The organism is Pseudomonas atacamensis (assembly GCF_017167965.1).
GTDB classification, from domain to species: Bacteria; Pseudomonadota; Gammaproteobacteria; order Pseudomonadales; family Pseudomonadaceae; genus Aquipseudomonas; species Aquipseudomonas atacamensis.
The window spans coordinates 301,473-317,892 of record NZ_CP070503.1; the positions used below are offsets into that span (position 1 = coordinate 301,473).

16 protein-coding genes are annotated in these 16,420 nt (G+C 61.0%); 4 read left to right on the forward strand and 12 right to left on the reverse strand.

All coding sequences use genetic code 11. The features are described from left to right. Nucleotides 1-54: 54 nt before the first annotated feature. From JWU58_RS01350 to exbB, 6 genes are all read right to left on the reverse strand, one after another. The gene (locus tag JWU58_RS01350; RefSeq protein ID WP_071172104.1) at nucleotides 55-1,455 is read right to left on the reverse strand and encodes an aminoacyl-tRNA deacylase and HDOD domain-containing protein; all 1,401 of its coding nucleotides are present in this window, start codon (nucleotides 1,453-1,455) and stop codon (nucleotides 55-57) included. Nucleotides 1,456-1,534: 79 nt separating this feature from the next. Continuing rightward, entirely contained in the window at nucleotides 1,535-3,610 is a 2,076-nt protein-coding gene (recG, locus tag JWU58_RS01355) for an ATP-dependent DNA helicase RecG (RefSeq protein ID WP_206421382.1), read from the reverse strand. A 9-nt stretch (nucleotides 3,611-3,619) separates the two neighbouring features. Then, nucleotides 3,620-4,549 (reverse strand): hydrogen peroxide-inducible genes activator, encoded by a 930-nt coding sequence (locus JWU58_RS01360; protein ID WP_024014805.1) that lies wholly within the window; start codon nucleotides 4,547-4,549, stop codon nucleotides 3,620-3,622. A gap of 263 nt (nucleotides 4,550-4,812) precedes the next feature. Further along, the gene (locus tag JWU58_RS01365; RefSeq protein ID WP_024014804.1) at nucleotides 4,813-5,559 is read right to left on the reverse strand and encodes a TonB family protein; all 747 of its coding nucleotides are present in this window, start codon (nucleotides 5,557-5,559) and stop codon (nucleotides 4,813-4,815) included. Next, nucleotides 5,556-5,984: a TonB system transport protein ExbD gene (exbD, locus tag JWU58_RS01370; protein ID WP_016772535.1), complete on the reverse strand. Its 429-nt coding sequence runs from the start codon at nucleotides 5,982-5,984 to the stop codon at nucleotides 5,556-5,558. Before exbD ends, JWU58_RS01365 begins: the two co-directional genes overlap by 4 nt. A 6-nt stretch (nucleotides 5,985-5,990) precedes the next feature. Beyond that, nucleotides 5,991-6,944, reverse strand: a complete 954-nt coding sequence (exbB, locus tag JWU58_RS01375; RefSeq protein ID WP_024014803.1) for a tonB-system energizer ExbB — start codon at nucleotides 6,942-6,944, stop codon at nucleotides 5,991-5,993. Nucleotides 6,945-7,132: 188 nt separating this feature from the next. On the opposite strand from exbB, the gene JWU58_RS01380 reads away from it, so the two are divergent. Further along, a complete protein-coding gene (locus JWU58_RS01380) occupies nucleotides 7,133-7,990 on the forward strand; it encodes an SDR family oxidoreductase (RefSeq protein ID WP_073470912.1) in 858 nt (285 codons plus the stop codon). Between the two features lie 140 nt (nucleotides 7,991-8,130). Here JWU58_RS01380 and JWU58_RS01385 read toward each other — a convergent pair whose 3' ends face one another. The 6 genes from JWU58_RS01385 to JWU58_RS01410 form a co-directional block, all read right to left on the reverse strand. Next, entirely contained in the window at nucleotides 8,131-8,871 is a 741-nt protein-coding gene (locus JWU58_RS01385) for a hypothetical protein (protein WP_125927416.1), read from the reverse strand. 65 nt (nucleotides 8,872-8,936) lie between these two features. After that, nucleotides 8,937-9,317, reverse strand: coding sequence for a RidA family protein (locus JWU58_RS01390; RefSeq protein ID WP_014340863.1), 381 nt, complete (start codon nucleotides 9,315-9,317; stop codon nucleotides 8,937-8,939). Nucleotides 9,318-9,341: 24 nt separating this feature from the next. Then, nucleotides 9,342-11,447, reverse strand: a complete 2,106-nt coding sequence (gene spoT, locus JWU58_RS01395; protein WP_007920338.1) for a bifunctional GTP diphosphokinase/guanosine-3',5'-bis pyrophosphate 3'-pyrophosphohydrolase — start codon at nucleotides 11,445-11,447, stop codon at nucleotides 9,342-9,344. A 57-nt stretch (nucleotides 11,448-11,504) separates the two neighbouring features. Further along, a complete protein-coding gene (gene rpoZ, locus JWU58_RS01400) occupies nucleotides 11,505-11,768 on the reverse strand; it encodes a DNA-directed RNA polymerase subunit omega (protein WP_008030604.1) in 264 nt (87 codons plus the stop codon). A 168-nt stretch (nucleotides 11,769-11,936) separates the two neighbouring features. Continuing rightward, nucleotides 11,937-12,557, reverse strand: a complete 621-nt coding sequence (gene gmk / locus JWU58_RS01405) for a guanylate kinase (protein ID WP_039757364.1) — start codon at nucleotides 12,555-12,557, stop codon at nucleotides 11,937-11,939. A gap of 12 nt (nucleotides 12,558-12,569) precedes the next feature. After that, nucleotides 12,570-13,433: a YicC/YloC family endoribonuclease gene (locus JWU58_RS01410; protein WP_016770639.1), complete on the reverse strand. Its 864-nt coding sequence runs from the start codon at nucleotides 13,431-13,433 to the stop codon at nucleotides 12,570-12,572. A gap of 268 nt (nucleotides 13,434-13,701) precedes the next feature. Here JWU58_RS01410 and rph point away from each other — a divergent pair, with 268 nt between their 5' ends. The 3 genes from rph to gltS all read left to right on the forward strand — a co-directional run bounded on the left by rph (nucleotide 13,702) and on the right by gltS (nucleotide 16,396). Beyond that, nucleotides 13,702-14,424, forward strand: coding sequence for a ribonuclease PH (rph, locus tag JWU58_RS01415; protein WP_206421383.1), 723 nt, complete (start codon nucleotides 13,702-13,704; stop codon nucleotides 14,422-14,424). A 24-nt stretch (nucleotides 14,425-14,448) separates the two neighbouring features. Continuing rightward, nucleotides 14,449-14,817: a DUF4870 domain-containing protein gene (locus JWU58_RS01420; protein ID WP_016772541.1), complete on the forward strand. Its 369-nt coding sequence runs from the start codon at nucleotides 14,449-14,451 to the stop codon at nucleotides 14,815-14,817. A 370-nt stretch (nucleotides 14,818-15,187) separates the two neighbouring features. After that, nucleotides 15,188-16,396, forward strand: coding sequence for a sodium/glutamate symporter (gene gltS, locus JWU58_RS01425; protein ID WP_206421384.1), 1,209 nt, complete (start codon nucleotides 15,188-15,190; stop codon nucleotides 16,394-16,396). The last annotated feature ends 24 nt before the right edge of the window (nucleotides 16,397-16,420 follow it).

A 16,420-nucleotide genomic window follows, 5' to 3' on the forward strand; every position in this document is an offset into this window, starting at 1 on the left:
CCGCTCCTGAAGATCGCATCGATCTTGTGGGAGCGGGCTTGCCCGCGAAGCTTTTCAGGCCTGGCTGAACTGCGAAGCCAGTTCACGCAACAGCACTTCAGCCTCAAGCACCTTGCTGACGACATCGTTAGCTTTTTCACGGCTCAGGCCGACGCGTTCAAGCAGGGCATCCGGAATATCTTCATCCGGCCCGGAGCCGATCCCGCGGCTGCGCAGCAGGCGTACGGCCAGGCAGACGAGGTTCGGGTATTCGGCGTAGGCGCCGTCGTAGCTTGGGTCGTGCTGGAAGCGCAGGGCGGTGGCCAGTTCATCGGGCATGTCCCAGTAGCGCATCAGCCACGAGCCGATCTGTTCGCGGCTGATACCGAGCAGGTGTTGCTCGATATAGCTGTGGCACAGGTGCGGGTTGACCTCCAGGTGACGGCAGATCAGCGAGAAGTGCGGCGGAAAGACGTGGGCCAGCAACAGGTAACCGAAGTTGTGCAGCAGACCGGCGAGGTAGGTCAGGCCGGCTTCCGGGCGCTGGGCGCGGGGCATGGCGCGGGTCAGGCCTTCGATGACGGCGGCGGTGTAGATCGATTGCTGCCAATACGGCGTGGTGTGTTGCGGGTGGTCTTTCGGCAGGCTCAGGGTCTTGCCGAGGGCCAGGCCCAGTGCGAGGTTGATCACCAGATCGAAACCGAGCACACGGACGATCGCATCTTCTACCGAACGAATCTTGCCCGGCGACGCGTAATACGGCGATGCCGCCCAGCTCACCACTTGCGCAGCCAGCGCCGGGTCGGTTTCGACTACGCCGGTGATATCGTCGATGGTGGCGTTGGGGTCGACGCGCAGCTTGATGATTTTTTGCGCGGTTTCGGCCAGCGGGGGGATCTCGATGGTCGCTTCCAGACGTTGCTGAATGCGCCGTGCAGTGAACGCCTGCACGGCCTGGGTGATTTCCTCGCGGTCATCGTCCGGGCGGTCGAGGTTGGGGCGGATGCTGCTCAGGGCTTCGCCGAAGTTGGCGGCGCTGGCTTTGGTCAGCATCGACTTGAAGTCTTCGCTGCTGATTTCCAGCAGCAGGCCCGGCTCGCCGGAGTTGATCAGCAGCTTCGGCTCGCGCAGCAGGCTTTCTTCGTAGAGGCACGGCGAACTGGTCAGCGCCGGCAGGCCCGGCAGCAGGCTCAGATTGTGTTTGCCGAGCATCTTTTCCAGGCGCTCGGTGGACACGGCTGTGAGGCGGCGACCAGTGAGTTCGGCGAGGCGATTGAGATCCAGCAACTGGCTCTGTGGAAACAGCACCATCAACGCGCCCACGGCATCGTCCAGCAACACGGCCTGCACCTTGCGCGAGGCATTGAGGCCGTGGTGGTCGAGCACTTCTTCATAGGCAACGCCCAGCTTGTTGAGCAGCAGCCGAATAACAGACGGAGCTTGCGGAGATTCGGGGACGAGAGCAGCTTCGGTCATGGTCTGTATCCGTTTTTGAAACAATGGCAGGAGTATAACCAGCTCTGTAGGAACGATCCTGCACAAACTGCGACGGTGCTCACACTTGGCCGTATTGCTGCCCATGGCGCAGCCAACGGTCAAGCAGTGGGCTGACGTGGGTCGGCCAGCGCTCCAGCAAAGCCTGGGCGGCGTCGCGCACGGCGGGCAGCAGGTCGGCGTCGCGCATCAGGTCGGCGACCTTGAATTGCAGCAGGCCGGTCTGACGGGTGCCGAGCATTTCCCCAGGGCCGCGCAGTTCGAGGTCTTTTTCGGCGATGACGAAACCGTCGTTGGTCTCGCGCATGATGCCCAAACGCTGACGGCCGATCTGCGACAGCGGCGGGTGGTAGAGCAGCACACAATGGCTGGCCGCGCTGCCCCGACCAACCCGACCGCGCAACTGGTGCAGTTGCGCGAGGCCGAGCCGCTCGGGGTTTTCGATGATCATCAGGCTGGCGTTGGGCACGTCGACGCCAACTTCGATCACGGTGGTGGCGACCAGCAGTTGCAGGTTGCCGGCCTTGAACTCGGCCATCACCGCAGCTTTTTCAACCGGCTTCATGCGCCCGTGAATCAGCCCGACTTTCAATTCGCCGAGGGCGGCGGTGAGGTCCTCGAACGTGGTTTCGGCGGCCTGGCAAGTCAGCTCTTCGGATTCTTCAATCAGCGTGCACACCCAATAGGCCTGTCGCCCTTCGGCGCAGGCGCTGCGTACTCGCTCGATGACTTCGACGCGGCGGGTGTCGGTGACCAGCACGGTGTTGACCGGCGTTCGCCCGGGCGGCAACTCGTCGAGGATCGAGGTGTCGAGGTCGGCGTAGGCACTCATTGCCAGCGTTCGCGGGATCGGCGTAGCGGTCATGATCAGTTGGTGCGGGCACATGCGCCCGCCAACGCCTTTCTGCCGCAATGCCAGACGCTGTTGCACGCCGAAGCGGTGCTGTTCGTCGATGATCACCAATGCGAGGTTCTTGAAATGAACTTCGTCCTGAAACAGCGCGTGGGTGCCTACCACCATTGGTGTTCCGCTGGCGATCTGCTCCAGCGCGGCGACGCGGTTCTTGCCCTTGAGCTTGCCGGCCAGCCACGCGACTTCAATGCCCAGCGGCTCGAGCCAGCGCTTGAAGGTGATGAAGTGCTGTTCGGCGAGAATCTCGGTCGGCGCCATCAGCGCGACCTGATAACCGGCCTCCAGCGCTTGCAACGCGGCGAGGGCGGCAACCACGGTTTTACCCGCGCCGACGTCACCCTGAATCAGGCGCAACATCGGTTCGTGCTGGCTGAGGTCGTAGGCAATTTCATTGCCGACGCGCTGCTGAGCACCGGTTGGGCTGAAGCCGAGGTTCTTCAGGTATTTCGGCGGCAGCCTGGTGGCTTTCGGCATCGCTGGCGCGCGCAGCGAGCGCATGCTTTCGCGCAGACGCTGCTGCGACAGTTGATGGGTGAGCAGTTCTTCGAAAGCCAGGCGATGCTGCGCCCAGTGATGGCCGAGGGCGAGCTCATCGACATCGGCGTCGGCGGGCGGATTGTGCAAGTAGCGGATCGCATCGGCCAGCGGCGCCAGTTGATAGTCGCGGGCCAGTTCGGTCGGCAGCCAGTCCGGCAGGGTGCTCGGCTTGAGCAGTGTCAGGGTCTGCATGCACAGCTGGCGCAGGCGCTGCTGGGTCAGGCCTTCGGTGAGCGGATAGACCGGGGTCAGGGTTTCGTCCACTGGCGGCGGTTCATCGCCGGTGATCGCGCGGTATTCCGGATGATAGATTTCCAGGCCTGAGGCGCCGGGCCGGGCTTCACCGTAGCAGCGAACCCGCGTGCCACGCTTGAGACCTTCTTTCTGCGCATTGCTGAAATGGTAGAAGCGCAGGCTCAGGCCGCCGGTACCGTCCTGCAAGCGCACGACCAGGCTGCGCCGGCGGCCCATGACCACGTCGGCGCCGCTGACGGTGCCTTCGACCACGGCGTCCTGTCCCGGTCGCAGCGCACCGATCGGCACCACGCGGGTGCGATCCTGATAGCGCAGCGGCAGGTGAAACAGCACGTCCTGCAGATTCTCCAGACCGACCTTTGCCAGTTTCTCGGCCATGGCCTCGCCGACACCCTTGAGTGCCGTCACCGACACTTGCGACAGCTCCGTCATGACGCTCGCTTAACCGGCCGTAACCGGCGCGGCAGGCTTGGCCACCGAACACAGGCGAATGGAGTCGGCGAGGATCTCGATGGCTTTCGGCCGTGGGAAGCTCGCGCGCCAGGCGATCGCCACGGTGCGGAACGGCACCGGCGCGGTCAGTGGGCGCACTTCGATCACGCCGGGGGCGTAGTGATGGCTGTCCACCGCCGACAGTGGCAGGATCGAGATGCCCAGGCCGGAGGCGACCATGTGGCGAATGGTTTCCAGCGAGCTGGATTCGACCGTGGTGTGCTTGGCGCCGTCGTTGCCTTTGGTCAGGGTCGGGCAGGCCTCGAGCACCTGATCGCGGAAACAGTGGCCTTCACCGAGCAGCAGCAGGCTCTTGTCGTTGAGCAGGCCGGCGTCGATGGACTCTTTCTTGGTCCACGGGTGCTGGGCCGGCATCAGGACGTAGAACGGCTCGTCGTAAAGCGGCAGGGTCAGCACGTCGGCTTCATTGAACGGCAGGGCGATGATGATCGCGTCGAGCTCGCCGTTGCGCAGTTTGTCGCGCAGCACGTGGGTGAAGTTTTCTTCGATGTACAACGGCATCTGCGGGGCAACCCGGTGCAGTTGTGGGATCAGGTGCGGGAACAGGTACGGGCCCACGGTGTAGATGGCGCCGACTTTCAGCGGCGCGGTCAGCTGATTCTTGCCGGCCTGGGCCAGTTCGCGAATGCCTTGGGCCTGTTCCAGGACCTTCTGCGCCTGGGCGACGATGCCTTCGCCGACCGGGGTCAGGCGCACGGCGCTTTTGCTGCGCTCGAAAATCAGCACACCGAGTTCGTCTTCAAGTTTTTTCACGCCCACCGACAGCGTCGGCTGACTGACGTGGCAGCGCTCGGCGGCATGGCCGAAGTGCTGCTCTTGGGCGAGGGTAACGATGTAGCGTAATTCTGTGAGGGTCATAGCAAGCGTCCATGAAGATGCGCGCCAAGCATACCGGCTGCAATCGATAGACGCACGTTATCAGACTGCGGGCTGAGTGCGACACCGGTCGAGGACGGTTTGCCGCTGGCAGATACGCACAAAGCACCTTTCGGTGCCTCTCCCTGTTTACGCTGAACCCTGTGGGAGCGAGCCTGCTCGCGAAAGCGGTGGGTCAGGCAAAAATGTGCTGACTGACACGACCTCTTCGCGAGCAGGCTCGCTCCCACAGATTGCGATATTGCTTAGCGGCGACGTTCCAGCGAATAAACAAACGGCGCAACAATTTCGATCGAGCCGTTGTTGAGCATGTCGGCCGGTGGCTTAGGCAGCGGTTGGGCGCGGCGGATCATGTCCAGGGTGGCCCGGTCCAGATCAGCGTTGCCGGAGCGGCCAACCAGTTCGAACGACAGCACATTACCTTCGCCATCAACCACGAACCGCAGACGATTCAAGCCTTCCTTGCCCCGCGACTGCGCACTCTGCGGGTACTTCTTGTACTTCTGCAGATGCGCGAGCAGGGCGCCTTGCCAACTGGCCTTGGCCGCCACTTGAGCTGGCGATGGGCCCGGTGCCGGCTGGGCGGATTTCTCCGTCGGTGCCTGGGTCGGTTGAGTATCGGCCGGTTTTTCCTCGGAAGGTTTTTCCTTCGGCGGCTCGGGCAGCTTTTTCTCGACCGGCTTCGGCGGTTTCGGCTTGGGCTTCGGCTTGGGTTTCGGTACTGCGATTTCCGCTTTCGGTGCTTCAGCCAGTTTCGGAATCGGCAACTCTTCCACCGGAGCCGGTGGCTGCGGCGGTGTGACGACTTTCGGCGGAGCCGGCGGTGGCGGGGCAGGCAACGGGGCCAACTCGACCATCATTGCCTGCGGCGGCAATTCGATGGGCGGGCGGGCAGTCCAGTTCAGCGCCAGCGCGATGGCCAGCGCATGCACGCCCAGCACCACGGCCAGGCTACCGCTGTAACGCGTCAGCTTATGGCGCGTCGTGATCATTTCTTGGCTGCCGTCTCAAGTCCGACCAGACCAACCTTCAGGTAACCGGCGGCGCGCAGGCTGTCCATCACGCTCATCAGGTCACCGTAATCCACGCCTTTGTCGGCCTGGAAGAAGATCGTGGTGTCTTTCTTGCCCTGGGTCTTGGCGTCGAGGGTAGCGCCGAGGGTTTCGGCTTTCACTTCGTCGTCACCGAGGAACAGGCGCTGGTCAGCTTTCACACTGAGGAACACCGGTTTCTCTGGCCGCGGCGCCGGTTTGGCGGTCGAGGCGGGCAGGTCGACTTTGATGTCTACAGTGGCCAACGGCGCGGCCACCATGAAGATGATCAACAGCACCAGCATCACGTCGATGAACGGAGTGACGTTGATTTCGTGGTTCTCGGCCAGATCGTCGTCTGCGCCTTCTTTCAAATGCAGGCCCATGGCCGATTACCCCACTTTAACCATGTGCGGCTGCGAGCTGCGCTCAGGCTGGTGGTCGAGATCGCGGCTGACCAGCAGCAGGACTTCTGCCGAGGCATCGGAGACCTGCGCCTTGTAACCGGCGATGGAGCGGGCGAAGACGTTGTAGATCACTACCGCAGGAATCGCCGCAACCAGACCCAGTGCAGTGGCCAGCAGGGCTTCAGCGATACCCGGTGCGACAACGGCGAGGTTGGTGGTCTGGGTTTTGGCGATGCCGATGAACGAGTTCATGATGCCCCACACGGTACCGAAGAGACCTACGAACGGTGCGGTGGAGCCGATGGTGGCGAGGACGCCGGTGCCGCTGCTCATGTTGCGACCGCAGGCAGCAACGAGGCGCTCAAGGCGGAAGCTGACACGCTCCTTGATGCCTTCTTTCTCGCGGCTGTTGACCGACAGGCGCATCTCTTCGAGCGCGTCGTGCACCAGCAGGTTGGCGAGAGTGCCTTCTTTACCAGCGGTGGCGCTGGCTTCCTTGAGTGTGGTGGCTTTTTTCAGTGCGGCAATTTCGCCACGCAGACGACGCTTGGCGCCCATCAGCTCGAAGCCTTTGGCGATCCAGATGGTCCAGGTGATGATCGATGCGATGGCCAGACCGATCATCACGATTTTCACGATGATGTCGGCGTTCTGGTACATGCCCCACGGCGACAGGTCGTGGGCCATGCCCAAGGTGTTGTCGGCTTCGAGGACTTCAGGTGCGTCGGCCGCGTCGACAGCCTGCACCGGATCGGTGGCGGCCGGTGCAGCCGGAGCGGCAGCGGGTGCGCTCTGCTCGGTGGCGGCTGGGGTGGCGGGCGCTTGAGCGTCGGCGAAGGCGGCGGTCGGTGCCAGCATCAGGCTGAGCAACAGAGCCGCGACGGCGCTCCAGGCGCGAGGTCGAGTGGTTGGCGAAGCGGGAGTTTGATTACGTGTCATGCTGGCCGGACCTGAGATAGAAAAACGTTGTTGCTCTTCCAGGCCTCGTGAGGCCGAGAACAAAAGTGGCGTGCATTATTGCAAGTAATTCTTGTTAACAAAAGTAATAGAGTAACTTTTTTTCCTTCATTGCTAGCCGTTCGTCCTGTGCCAGAGCTAGTCTGTGCCTTTCTGATGGGAGTTTTCTGATGTCCGCGCCTTCTGTTTTGATTGCCGGTTGTGGTGATGTCGGCAGTCGTCTGGCCACGCAATTGCTGGCGGCTGGCTGGCAAGTCCATGGCCTGCGCCGCGACGTTTCCAAGCTGCCGGAGGGTGTCATCGGCGTCGCCGGCGATCTGTTCAACGAAGAATGCCCGGCGACCTGGCCGGTGGGTGCCGTGGATTATCTGGTGTATTGCGCTGCGGCCACCGACCACGATGAAGAGGGCTACCGTAAGGCCTACGTGCAAGGATTGCACAACGTGCTGAGCTGGCTGGACGACTATGGGCAAGTGCCTGAGCGGCTGATCTTCGTGTCGAGCAGCAGCGTGTACGGCCAGCAGGATGGAGCATGGGTGGATGAGACCTCCGAGACGGTCGCGGCCGGATATTCAGGTCGCTTGATGCTCGAAGCCGAGCAGGTCGCGCTCAATAGCGGCATCCCGGCAAGTGTGCTGCGCCTGACCGGCATTTACGGCCCGGGCCGCGAGTGGCTGCTGACTCAGGTGCGTCGCGGGTATCGCGTGGCTACGGAGCCACCGCTGTATGGCAATCGTATTCATGCCGATGATGCAGCGGGGCTGCTGGCGTTCTTGCTGGAAAAAGACCGCGAGGGGGTCAAGCTGGACCAGCTCTATATCGGTGTGGATGACGCGCCGGCGCCATTGGCTGAGGTGGTGGGCTGGTTGCGCGAATACCTGGGTGTGACTGAATGGGCCGAAGACGCCAGTGTGCGCCGCACCGGCAGCAAGCGTTGCAGCAATGCGCGGGCGAAAGCGTTGGGGTGGGTGCCGAAGTATTCGAGTTATCGCGAAGGCTATGCAGCGATTCTTGAAGGTAAGTGCTGAATTTCCAGCAACACAAAAACCACTGTGGGAGCGAGCCTGCTCGCGAATGCGGTATGTCAGTCATTATCAGTTTGACTGACCCACCGCGTTCGCGAGCAGGCTCGCTCCCACATTTGATCTTCTGAGATTTCGGAGGCAGGTTACTGTTTCTCCAGCAACCACTTGCGCTCACCTGCGGCGAACTGCGGTTGCTCATCCGCCAGCGCAGCGTTCACTGCCTGCAGAATCTCCAGCTCCTTGCCCTTGCGCACAAAGATCCAGTTGTTGCCCTGGCCATTGAGTTGCAGCCACATGCTGTCGTTGCCATTGCTCATGGACGCGCAATCGCCGGCCAGGCACAAGGCATAACGGTCAACGCCCGGCAGGCCGGTTACCTGGCCGTCTGCCTGAAACTGCACAGTGCCGCCTTCACCCTGGCCGCTGGCGATGGTCCAGTTGCCGCCCAAATACGCTGAATACAGAGCGCGTTCGAAGCTGGCACCGATTGGCGCGCCTTCGGGCACGGGGATCTGTGCGCGATCGAAGAGTTGTTCGGGTTCGTTGTCGCTGGCAGCTTGTTGCAGGCGCCCGCCATCGCGTTTCAGTTCGCTCGCGGAGCTGCCGTAGAAGTCGACTTTCCAGGCGCCGGACTCTTCGCCCAGCAGCCGTCCTTCGACGTTCTCAAAACCGTTGGTGTAGCGGGCCTGACCGGCCTTGGTGTTGACGTCCCATTCCAGATTCGGGCCGTAAGCCTGCAGCGCTTCACGCAGGGGGCCGCCCTTGGCGGCGGCATCGATTGCCACCTGATTGATCCAGGTGCCGCTGATGTCACGGTCGGCAGGGTCGCTGGCGCAGCCGCCGAGAAACAGGGCGAGCAGCGAGAGAGCTAGCGCTTTGCGCATGGTGGAATCCTTTCAAAACCTTTTCTTGCAGCAGTCGGCGCGGCGTGGAGGCCGCGCCGTGCGCATCACTCGATGACCAGAATGGCATCCATTTCAACCTGCGCACCCTTCGGCAGGGCGGCCACGCCAATGGCGGCGCGGGCAGGGTATGGCTGGTCGAAGTACTTGCCCATGATCTCGTTGACCTTGGCGAAGTGGCTCAGGTCGGTGAGGAAGATGTTCAGTTTGACGATGTCCTTGAACGAACCGCCGGCGGCTTCGGCCACGGCTTTGAGGTTCTCGAAGACCTGGACGGTCTGGGCTTCGAAGCCCTCAACCAGTTCCATGGTTTTCGGGTCCAGAGGAATCTGGCCCGACATGTAAACGGTGTTGCCTGCCTTGATCGCCTGGGAGTAAGTGCCGATGGCGGCCGGGGCCTTGTCGCTGGTGATGACGGTTTTGGTCATGTAGGACTCCTTGTAATAGGCAGGTTATGCACGCATGCGGGTGATGCGGATCACCCCGGTCAAGGCGCGCAGTTTCTTGATCACGCGGGCCAGGTGCACACGGTCGTGAACGCTGACCACCAACTGCACGACGCTGATGCGACCATCGCGTTCGTCCATGCTGATTTTCTCGATGTTGCCGTCGGCCGCGTTGACGCTGCTGGCCAGCAGGGCGATCAGGCCGCGCTGATGTTCCAGCTCGACCCGCAGCTCGACGTTGAATTCGCCAGTGACATCCTTGGCCCACGAGAGCTGGATGCACTTTTCCGGGTTATGCCTGATTTCGCTGATGTTGCGGCAGTTGTCCAGGTGCACGACCATGCCTTTGCCCGCCGACAGGTGCCCGACGATCGGGTCGCCGGGGATCGGCGTGCAGCACTTGGCGTAGCTGAGCACCAGGCCTTCGGTACCGCGAATCGCCAGCGGACCTTCCGGGCTCGGCAGTTGCTCGCCTTCGCCAAGCAGGCGACGGGCGACCACGTAGGCCATGCGGTTGCCCAGGCCAATGTCTTCGAGCAGGTCTTCGATCAGTTCGAGGCGGTACTCGGTAAGCATTGCCTTGACGCGCTCTGCCGGGATCTTCTCCAGGGAGCTGTCGAAACCGTTGAGCACCTTGTTCAGCAGGCGTTCGCCGAGGCTGATGGACTCGGAGCGGCGTTGTAGCTTCAGCGCATGACGAATGTGCGTGCGCGCCTTGCCGGTAACGACGAAGTTGAGCCACGCCGGATTTGGCCGTGCGCCGGGGGCGCTGACGATTTCGACCGTGGAGCCGCTTTGCAGCGGTTCGGACAGCGGCGCGAGACGACGATTGATGCGGCAGGCGATGCAGCTGTTGCCGACATCGGTGTGCACTGCGTAAGCAAAGTCGACTGCCGTGGAGCCTTTTGGCAGCTCCATGATCCGGCCTTTGGGCGTGAACACGTAGACCTCGTCCGGGAACAGGTCGATCTTCACGCTTTCGATGAATTCCAGCGAGTTGCCGGCGCGTTGCTGCATTTCCAGCACGCCTTTGACCCACTGGCGGGCGCGGGCGTGCGTGCCTTTCGGCTGCTCGTCGCCGCTGGATTTGTACAGCCAATGGGCGGCGATGCCGTTGTTGGCCATCTCTTCCATTTCGCGGGTGCGGATCTGGATCTCGATCGGTACACCGTGCATGCCGAACAACGTGGTGTGCAGCGACTGATAGCCGTTGGCCTTGGGGATCGCGATGTAATCCTTGAAGCGCCCTGGCAACGGTTTGTACAAATTATGCACAGCACCCAATACGCGGTAGCAGGTATCGACCTTGTCGACGATGATCCGGAACGCGTAGACGTCCATGATCTCGTTGAAGGCCCGACGCTTGCCGCGCATTTTCTTGTAGATGCCGTAGAGGTGTTTCTGCCGACCGCTGACTTCGCCCTGGATGCCGTCGATGGCGAGGCAGTGACCAAGGGATTCTTCGATCTTGTTGACGATTTCCTTGCGGTTGCCCCGGGCGCGCTTGACCGCCTGGTAGATCCGCGCGGAACGCATCGGGTGCATGGCCTTGAAGCCGAGGTCTTCGAATTCGATGCGGATCGCGTGCATGCCCAGCCGGTTGGCGATGGGTGCGTAGATCTCGAGGGTTTCCTTGGCGATGCGCCGGCGCTTTTCGCCGGACAGCACTTCCAGCGTGCGCATGTTGTGCAGACGGTCGGCGAGCTTGACCAGGATCACCCGGATGTCGCGCGCCATCGCCATGGCCATTTTCTGGAAGTTTTCCGCCTGCGCTTCGGCCTTGGTCTCGAAATTCATCTGGGTCAGTTTGCTGACCCCGTCGACCAGTTCGGCCACGGTTTCACCGAACTGCGCTTGCAGCGCTTCCTTGGCGATACCGGTGTCTTCGATCACGTCATGCAGCATCGCGGCCATCAGGCTCTGATGGTCCATGTGCATGTCGGCAAGAATATTGGCCACGGCAAGAGGATGCGTGACGTACGCCTCACCACTGCGACGGCGTTGACCGTCATGGGCTTGTTCGGCGTAGAAATACGCTCGGCGGACCAGGTTGACCTGGTCGTTGCCGAGGTAGGTCGATAAGCGATCGGCGAGGGCGTCTATGCTCGGCATGATGATTCCTGCCGAAAGCTGTGACCCCGCGCCGTGCTACGTCGACCAGGCATAGGCTTAGACGGCCTCGTTCGACTCGTCCTCGAACGCTGCGAACAGCGGTTCATCCTGGACGATTTCCTGCTCGGCGATGAACTCGTAGCTCATCAGGCCTTCAGCAATTTCACGCAGCGCGACAACGGTCGGCTTGTCGTTTTCCCACTGCACCAATGGCTCTTTGCCGCCGGTGGCCAGTTGACGGGCACGCTTGGTAGAGAGCATGACCAGCTCAAAGCGGTTTTCCACGTGTTCTAGGCAGTCTTCAACGGTTACGCGGGCCATGGTATTCCTCGGAGCGAATGCAATATGCGCGCTGCCCGGTTGGGCGAGCGGACTGAGCAGTTTAAAAAATCACCAGCGATTAGGGAAGCGCTGATTTTTTGACCAGACCCTTCAACGCGCTGCAAGCACCAATGTAAAGCGCTTGCAGGCATTTTGGGAAGTGTTGTTTCAGCCGAGCAATTCAGCCAGCAATTTGCCGAAACGCACTTGCTGGCGTTTCTGTTGCAGCTGATTGGCGCGGAAAATCGCTTTCAGATCGTCCAGCGCATGGGCGAAATCGTCGTTGATGATCAGGTAATCGTAATCGACGTAATGGCTCATCTCGCTGACCGCTTCGCGCATGCGGCCGTCGATGATCTCGTCGCTGTCCTGGCCACGGTTGGTCAGGCGCTGGTGCAGGGCTTGCAGCGATGGCGGCAGAATGAAGATCGAGCGCGCCTGCGGCATCAGCTTGCGCACTTGCTCGGCGCCTTGCCAGTCGATTTCCAGAATCAGGTCGTGACCTTCGTCCAGGGTCTGTTGCAAACGGCTTTGCGAGGTGCCGTAGAAGTTGCCGAAGACTTCGGCGCGCTCAAGGAAGTCGCCGTGCTCGCCCATCTTCACGAACTCTTCGCGGGTCACGAAGTGGTAGTTCACGCCATCCACTTCGCCCGGGCGCATGGCGCGGGTGGTGTGCGAAACGGAAACGCGAATCTCCGGATCGGCGTCGGTCAACGCCTTGACCAGACTGCTCTTGCCCGCGCCCGATGGCGCGGAAATGATGTACAGGGTGCCGGTGTGTTGGGTCATGTCAGGGTAGCCTTACTCAATATTCTGCACTTGTTCGCGCATCTGCTCGATCAACACCTTGAGGTTGACGGCGGCCTGGGTGCTGCGCGGGTCGAAGGCTTTGGAGCCCAGTGTGTTGGCTTCGCGGTTGAGCTCCTGCATCAGGAAGTCCAAACGCCGCCCGGCGGCACCACCGGACTTGAGCACCCGGCGAACTTCGATGATGTGGGTGCTCAGGCGATCCAGTTCTTCGGCCACGTCGCTTTTTTGCGCGAGGATGACCATTTCCTGTTCCAGACGCTGCGGGTCGAGCTCGGCCTTCATGTCGGCGAAGCGATCGAGGACCTTCTGGCGCTGGGTGGCGAGCATCTGCGGCACCAGTTCACGCAGGGTCACGACGTCTTCTTCGATGGACGTCAGGCGGTCATTGATCAAGCGAGCCAGCTCCGCGCCTTCGCGCTCGCGGCCAGCCTTCAGATCCTTCAAGCCCTGATTGAACAGCGCCAGCGCTTCGGCGTTCAGCGCTTGCGGGTCGGTCGCATCGGCCACCAGCACGCCGGGCCAGGCCAGCACTTCCAGCGGATTCAGCGCAGCAGGATTCTTGATCAGCCCGGCAACGGTTTCCGCAGCGGCCACCAGTTGCGCGGCGCGCTCGCGGTCCACTTGCAACGGTTTGCCGGTGCTTTCTTCGGTGAAGCGCAGCGTGCATTCCAGTTTGCCCCGCGACAGGCCCTGACGCAGCGCTTCACGCACGGCGCCTTCGAGATCGCGGAACGATTCGGGCAAGCGCAGGTGCGGTTCCAGATAGCGGCTGTTGACCGAGCGCAGTTCCCAGCTCAGGGTGCCCTGAACGCCGGCTTTCTCGACGCGGGCGAAGGCGGTCATGCTGTGCACCATGGCGGTGACCTCGCAATGCAGATCGGCGCGAAACGCTGTTTCGCAGGCGCGATTTCAATGAATTTAAGCCGACTGGCAGCAAAGGCGCAGGATTGTAGCGCAGTGCGGCGAATGCGCCCAAACACACGGTGTGACAAAGCGCTGCAGCCCGTCGGTTATGCGCGCTTGAGGGGCTTCGGTCGTCGGCCGGCGGTTTTAACCAGTGCCCACTCGCGGTGCAGCGCTCTATAATGCTCGGCAGTTTTCCGTCCTCAGTACAGGTATCCCTATGAAACGTCCAAGTGGTCGCGCTGCCGATCAGCTCCGCTCGATCCGCATCACCCGCAACTACACCAAACACGCCGAGGGATCCGTACTGGTCGAATTCGGTGATACCAAAGTCATCTGCACCGTCAGCGTCGAAAATGGCGTGCCGCGTTTCCTCAAAGGTCAGGGCCAGGGCTGGTTGACTGCCGAGTACGGCATGCTGCCGCGCGCCACCGGCGAGCGTAACCAGCGTGAAGCCAGCCGTGGCAAGCAAGGCGGTCGTACTCTGGAAATCCAGCGCCTGATCGGCCGCTCCCTGCGCGCGGCACTGGATATGTCCAAGCTCGGCGACGTGACCCTGTACGTCGATTGCGACGTGATCCAGGCCGATGGCGGTACTCGCACCGCGTCCATCACCGGCGGCATGGTTGCGCTGGTCGATGCCCTGAAAGTGATCAAGAAGCGCGGCGGCCTGAAAGGCGGTGACCCGCTCAAGCAGATGATCGGTGCGGTCTCGGTCGGCATGTACCAGGGCGAGCCGGTGCTGGATCTGGACTATCTTGAAGATTCTGCAGCTGAAACCGACCTGAACGTGGTGATGACCAGCACCGGCGGCTTCATCGAAGTGCAGGGCACCGCTGAAGGCGCGCCGTTCCAGCCTGATGAGCTCAATGCCATGCTGGAACTGGCCAAGCAGGGCATGAACGAAATCTTCGAATTGCAGAAGGCTGCGCTGGCCGACTGAGATTTTGACCACAAGGAGGACGTGATGAGTGACGAGCAAGAGTTGCTGCCCAAACCGAGCCAGGAGGTTCGCCAGTGGGCGATGTTCTGTCACTTGTCCGCCTTGCTGGGGATCTGGATTCCGTTCGGCAATCTGATCGGGCCGCTGATCCTTTGGCAGATGAAGCGCGAGAAGGACCCGTTCATCGATGCACAGGGCAAAGAAGCACTGAATTTTCAGATCACGGTGGCGATAGCCTCAATGATCTGCTTCCTGCTCATGCTGCTGATCATCGGTTTCTTCCTGTTTGGCTTGCTGGCAATCGCGGCACTGGTCCTGACGATCATTGCAGGGGTCAAAGCCAACGAAGGTTTCCCGTACAGATATCCGTTCACTTGGCGACTGATCAAGTAACAGTCTGTTGTATCGCAATATGGAAATGCCCCGGCTTATCGGGGCATTTTTATTTGTGCAACTCAATAATTGGTTTGTGTTGTAGGACTAGTCTGTTGTCGATGTGCGGTTTGGCATTTATTTATTGATATTTCTCCATTACATCTTTGGTCACAACTGATCGAGCAAGTGCTTATCCCCGTTCTTGTTATTGACGCGAGCGGGTTGTTAAAGTTGCCCGATGCAATGTTTCGATTGAAACATTTCGATATGTTCAAGCCATCGATGGCACTTGAATTCCCCAGTAATCAGTGTTGATAAAATCAGCCGGTTCACCCGTCGAGCCCAGGTAAACGCTCGCCTCGTGAATACTTAGCCAAGAATAATCCACATGATTGAGCTCGATTTCTACGGCACGCTCGTGGCCGCTTCTTTAGTACTACTGCTCGGACGCGGGCTTGTTACGCGTGTCGGCTTTCTGCGAAGTTACAATATTCCTGAGCCGGTAGCGGGCGGCCTGGTGGTTGCCGTGCTCCTGTTGATATTGCGCACTTTCGATATAGAAGTCCGCTTCGATACATCATTGCAAACACCGTTGATGTTGGCGTTCTTTGCCACGATTGGCTTGAGTGCCGACCTTGCCAGCCTGAAAAAGGGCGGGCGCGTCGTCGGCATCTTCCTGCTGGCGGTCATTGGCTTGCTGGTGGTGCAGAACGCCATGGGCATCGGATTGGCAACCTTGCTCGGACTCGATCCTTTGATGGGCTTGCTGACGGGTTCGATCACATTGGCCGGCGGCCACGGTACTGGCGCCGCATGGGGCGCGGTATTCAGCGAGAAATATGGCCTGGCCTCGGCTTCGGAACTGGCGCTGGCCTCAGCGACGTTCGGTCTGGTGCTGGGTGGTCTGATCGGTGGGCCCGTTGCCCGGTTGCTGATCAAGCGCGTGCAAGTGCCAGGTTGCAATCCGCAACAAGCGCCGCGACTGCCAAGAGGTTTTGAACAGCCGAACAAGGAACGTTCGATCACGCCGTTTTCGTTCGTCGAGACGCTGGCGCTGATTGCCGTCAGCCTGCTCGCTGGCAATCTTTTGAATGGTTTGCTGCATGGCACTGCGTTCGAACTGCCGACGTTTGTTTGCGTGCTGTTTGTTGGCGTGGTGTTGCGCAACAGTCTGTCAGCGCTTGGCTTGTATCAGGTATTCGAGCGCGAAGTTTCCGTGCTCGGCAATGTCAGCCTCTCGCTGTTTCTGGCAATCGCTTTGATGTCGCTGAAGCTTTGGGATCTGGCGGCGCTGGCATTGCCGATCTTCATCATCCTGGCCGTGCAGGCGCTGGTCATGGCGCTGTTCGCGATTTTCGTGACGTTCCGGGTGATGGGCAGCAACTACGATGCCGCAGTGCTGGCTGCGGGACATTGCGGCTTCGGTCTGGGCGCCACGCCTACGGCCATTGCCAACATGCAAGCGGTGACGCAGCGCTATGGGCCATCGCAGATCGCGTTTCTGGTAGTGCCGATGGTAGGAGCGTTCTTCATCGATATCGTCAACGTCATTGTGATCAAGCTGTACCTGACCTTGCCATTCTTCGCTGCCGTCTAGAAAGCACGGCGCATAAAAAATGCC

Bases quoted from the DNA above. Each gene is read 5' to 3' on its own strand.
- recG (WP_206421382.1), bottom strand. From the start codon at position 3,610: ATGACGGAGCTGTCGCAAGTGTCGGTGACGGCACTCAAGGGTGTCGGC.
- JWU58_RS01380 (WP_073470912.1), top strand. From the start codon at position 7,133: ATGTCCGCGCCTTCTGTTTTGATTGCCGGTTGTGGTGATGTCGGCAGT.
- JWU58_RS01360 (WP_024014805.1), bottom strand. From the start codon at position 4,549: ATGACCCTCACAGAATTACGCTACATCGTTACCCTCGCCCAAGAGCAG.
- gltS (WP_206421384.1), top strand. From the start codon at position 15,188: ATGATTGAGCTCGATTTCTACGGCACGCTCGTGGCCGCTTCTTTAGTA.
- JWU58_RS01390 (WP_014340863.1), bottom strand. From the start codon at position 9,317: ATGACCAAAACCGTCATCACCAGCGACAAGGCCCCGGCCGCCATCGGC.
- JWU58_RS01420 (WP_016772541.1), top strand. From the start codon at position 14,449: ATGAGTGACGAGCAAGAGTTGCTGCCCAAACCGAGCCAGGAGGTTCGC.
- JWU58_RS01410 (WP_016770639.1), bottom strand. From the start codon at position 13,433: ATGGTGCACAGCATGACCGCCTTCGCCCGCGTCGAGAAAGCCGGCGTT.
- gmk (WP_039757364.1), bottom strand. From the start codon at position 12,557: ATGACCCAACACACCGGCACCCTGTACATCATTTCCGCGCCATCGGGC.
- JWU58_RS01365 (WP_024014804.1), bottom strand. From the start codon at position 5,559: ATGATCACGACGCGCCATAAGCTGACGCGTTACAGCGGTAGCCTGGCC.
- rpoZ (WP_008030604.1), bottom strand. From the start codon at position 11,768: ATGGCCCGCGTAACCGTTGAAGACTGCCTAGAACACGTGGAAAACCGC.
- exbB (WP_024014803.1), bottom strand. From the start codon at position 6,944: ATGACACGTAATCAAACTCCCGCTTCGCCAACCACTCGACCTCGCGCC.
- rph (WP_206421383.1), top strand. From the start codon at position 13,702: ATGAAACGTCCAAGTGGTCGCGCTGCCGATCAGCTCCGCTCGATCCGC.
- JWU58_RS01350 (WP_071172104.1), bottom strand. From the start codon at position 1,455: ATGACCGAAGCTGCTCTCGTCCCCGAATCTCCGCAAGCTCCGTCTGTT.
- exbD (WP_016772535.1), bottom strand. From the start codon at position 5,984: ATGGGCCTGCATTTGAAAGAAGGCGCAGACGACGATCTGGCCGAGAAC.
- spoT (WP_007920338.1), bottom strand. From the start codon at position 11,447: ATGCCGAGCATAGACGCCCTCGCCGATCGCTTATCGACCTACCTCGGC.
- JWU58_RS01385 (WP_125927416.1), bottom strand. From the start codon at position 8,871: ATGCGCAAAGCGCTAGCTCTCTCGCTGCTCGCCCTGTTTCTCGGCGGC.